Annotated in this window: 2 protein-coding genes and 1 pseudogene; 1 reads left to right on the plus strand and 2 read right to left on the minus strand. The window is 69.2% G+C overall.

Annotated features, from left to right (window positions below):
* Positions 1 to 348: pseudogene (locus V7067_RS16800) on the plus strand (class I poly(R)-hydroxyalkanoic acid synthase); the annotation flags it as partial.
* Between the two features lie 123 nt (positions 349 to 471).
* On the opposite strand, the gene V7067_RS16805 reads toward V7067_RS16800, so the two are convergent.
* Both V7067_RS16805 and V7067_RS16810 read right to left on the minus strand, forming a co-directional pair.
* On the minus strand, positions 472 to 2,667 hold the full coding sequence (locus tag V7067_RS16805; protein WP_334177040.1) for a cyanophycinase: 2,196 nt from the start codon (positions 2,665 to 2,667) through the stop codon (positions 472 to 474).
* A 14-nt stretch (positions 2,668 to 2,681) separates the two neighbouring features.
* A partial coding sequence (locus V7067_RS16810; protein WP_334177041.1) for a cyanophycin synthetase occupies positions 2,682 to 3,227 on the minus strand: 546 nt, incomplete at its 5' end.

Below are 3,227 nucleotides of genomic sequence, written 5' to 3' on the forward strand. Positions count from 1 at the left end.
CATCTGGCTGCGCGCGAAGACCACATCGCCCCGGCGAAGTCGGTGTTCGAGGGCGCCAAGCTGGTGGGCGGGCCGGTGCGCTTCGTGGTGGCCGGTTCGGGCCACATCGCCGGCGTGTGCAACCCGCCCTCGCTCGGCAAATACCAGTTCTGGACCGACGGTCCGCCGCAGGGCGACTATGATGCCTGGCTGGCGCGCGCCACGGAAACCCCCGGCTCGTGGTGGCCGGACTGGGATGGCTGGCTGAAGACCCACGACCCGGAAACCGTGCCGGCGCGCGTGCCCGGCGAGCGCGTGCCCGCCATCGAGGATGCGCCCGGCAGCTATGTGCGCACGCAGGGCGCCTGAAAGCATGAAGAGTGCCTGAGCGCCTCCGGCTGTGAAGCCCGAAAACACACGGGGCCCGGATGCACGCCGCATCCGGGCCCCGGTTCCGTCCGGGTGCCCCCGCGTTTCGGGGGGCGGCCGCCGTCAGGTGCGGTCGTCGCGCACGCATTCCACGTCGAGGAAGGCGGTGCCGTCGCCAAGCGCATTGAAGCCCATCACGATCGCCTTGTTGCGCAGGTGCTCGGTCGAGCCGTCGCTCATCGGCAGGGCACCGCATTCGGCCATCAGCTCGCCGATCAGCCGTTCCAGAGCGGCCGTTGCCGCCGCCGGCGGGCTGGTGCGCTCCACCGTGCCGTCCGCCACGTTGATGCGGTCGCCCGGCCGGGCAAACGACAGACGGATGCCGCGCGCCACGAAGCTGTCGCTCTGCAGCAGCAGGTTGGCGTGGTCGATTTCCACCAGCACCACGCCGTGCCGGCCCAGCACCTCGATGGGGCTGTTGTCGCCCGGCGCGACGATCAGCGTATCCTCGCAGATACCGAAGCCGTAGCGCACCCCCTCCTCCGCGCAGGCCACGATGAGGCGGCCGAGACGGCGCGACGAGAACAGGTTCTGGTCGACGATGCCCGGGCCGAACAGCCCGACGCCCTCCTGCAGCACAAGGCCGCCGTGGCCGGTATCGGACGAAACGCCGTAGCGGAACGCCTCGTAGGACGAGCCGCCGGCGATCATGAAGCCGGACAGCGCCGAAGCCGCCCCCGACGGCGCGATGACCGTGGCTCCGGCGGCATGGGCGCGGGCGATGGCCAGCAGCACCGGCGTTTCCTCGCCGCGGTGCAGAAGGGTCTCCACGAGGCGGATCTGGTTGCCGCCGGTGATGAAGATCGTCTTCAGCGCCGCGATCTGCTCCACGATCTCCTTGTCGCGGCTGATGCGCTCGACATTGTCGATGGTAATGCCGAAATCGATGGCCTCCACCCCGTGGGCGCGGAAGGCATCGATATGGGTTGCCGCGGTGACGTGCGGTTCGGCCGAGGCGGCGGCGATGATGCCGACCGGCCCGTTCACGCGGCGCAGCACCTCCGCCATCAGCGCCGGATCGCCTTGCAGCGGCGAGGAGCCGAGCAGCATCAGCTGCGATTGCGGCCCCGGCGTCACGCCATAATCGCGGGCGAGCTTGGTCGCCCGGCTGGCCAGACGCGCGGCACTCAGCCGCTCGCTCATGACGGTGACGCGGAAGTTCAGCGCCGTCATGCGCAGGCCGGATTCCTGAATGGCGATCAGCCCGCGCGAAACCCCGCGCACCCGCTCCAGCTCCACCGTCACGGCCATGCCGGTCTTGGGCTCCACGGCGGTGGCGCGGTCGGCCGAATAGACCAGCGCATCGCCCAGCACGAGGCGGGCCAGCAGATCGTAGAGCGTGTAGGCACCGAACACGTTGCGCTGCGACCGCGCCGGGGCGCGATAGGCCACCTCGCTGAGGCGCACCCGGCGCTTGGTGACGCCGGGGAACGGGCGCATGCGATGGAGGTCGATGCCGTCGCCGTCGTCGAGATAGCTGAAGCCGATGTTCTCGAACGTGCGCCCGCGCGGATCGGTCAGAGCCTCGCTCATGTCGACGACGAACACGCCGTATTCGCCGATGACACGGGCGCGGTGCCCTTCCACGAACAGCGCCGTGTTCTCGTCGATGCCGAAGCCGCGCTGCACGCCCGCCTTGGCCATCGCCACGATGAGGCGGCCGAGACGGCCGCGCTTGATGAAATGCTGGTCGACGATGCCCCAGGAGAAGAACCCGAGTCCCTCGCCGATCAGCATGCCGGGCTTTTCCGGGTCGTCGGTGACGCCGAACACCGTGGCGTCGAGCGACGTGCCGCCGACGATCATGGTGCGCGACATCATCGCCGCACCGGCCGACGAGCCGGCGACGAGGCCGCCGGCCTGATTGACGGCGCGGATGGCGGCCAGCACCGGGGTTTCCACCCCGCCCGGAGCAAGGGCGTTGATGATGTTGGCCTGATTGCCGCCGGTGAAATAGACGCTGCCGAACTGCTGCACCAGCGCCACGGTCGCGGGGTCATGGGCAGCCGCCAGCGCCCCCTCGCCGTAGACCGGCGAGAGTTCCGCCTCGAAGCCATAGGCCCGGAACACCTGCACGGTCTCCGGGCCGACGATGTCGGGCTCGCCGGAGGCCGTGGGGAACACGAGGATGCGACCGCCGGCGGCCCGGTGCATTTCACCGTAGACCGCGGCGTTGCTGTCCTCCAGACGTCCGCCAATGACGGCGAGCTTGCGCGCCTCCTCGCTCGCAGGCGCGGAGAACCAACCGAAGATCGACATGACCCCGCCGCTGCTTATTCGGTGGGAGCCAGCAGCACGCCACGCTCGTCAGCGACGATGCGGAAACCCTCCGGCACGTCGAAGGCGATTTCGCGGATGCGCGGCGCTTCTGCCTTCCTGCCCTCGGTGACGCCCTCCGGCTTGAAGTAGATGATCTTTTTCCAGCAGCGCGTGATGCCCTCGCAGAAGATCAGCACGAGATCGTCGTGGCGGGCGAGCTTCAGCGCGGTTTCCACCGCCTCGGTCTCTTCCGGCACGATCTGGATCTGGCTGTCGCCGACGCCGAACTTCATCAGCGCCTCGCGCATCAGCCGCGGAATTTCGTCCGCCTCACGGCCGCGCACGTTGTCGTCGCGGTGACAGATATAGAGGTCGAACTTGCCGGCCACCTTGGCGGCGATGGCCTCCACGTCCTCGTCGCGCCGGTCGCCCGGGCAGGTGACGCACACGATGCGCTTGCCGAGCGGGTTCAGCCGCTCCACCACGTCCACCACCGCACCGACAGCGGCCTCGTTGTGGCCGTAGTCGAGGATGACGCGGAAGCCGTGCTCGTCATAGAC

The sequence above is a fragment of the Pseudoxanthobacter sp. genome, assembly GCF_036822375.1.
In the GTDB taxonomy this organism is placed as follows: domain Bacteria; phylum Pseudomonadota; class Alphaproteobacteria; order Rhizobiales; family Segnochrobactraceae; genus Pseudoxanthobacter.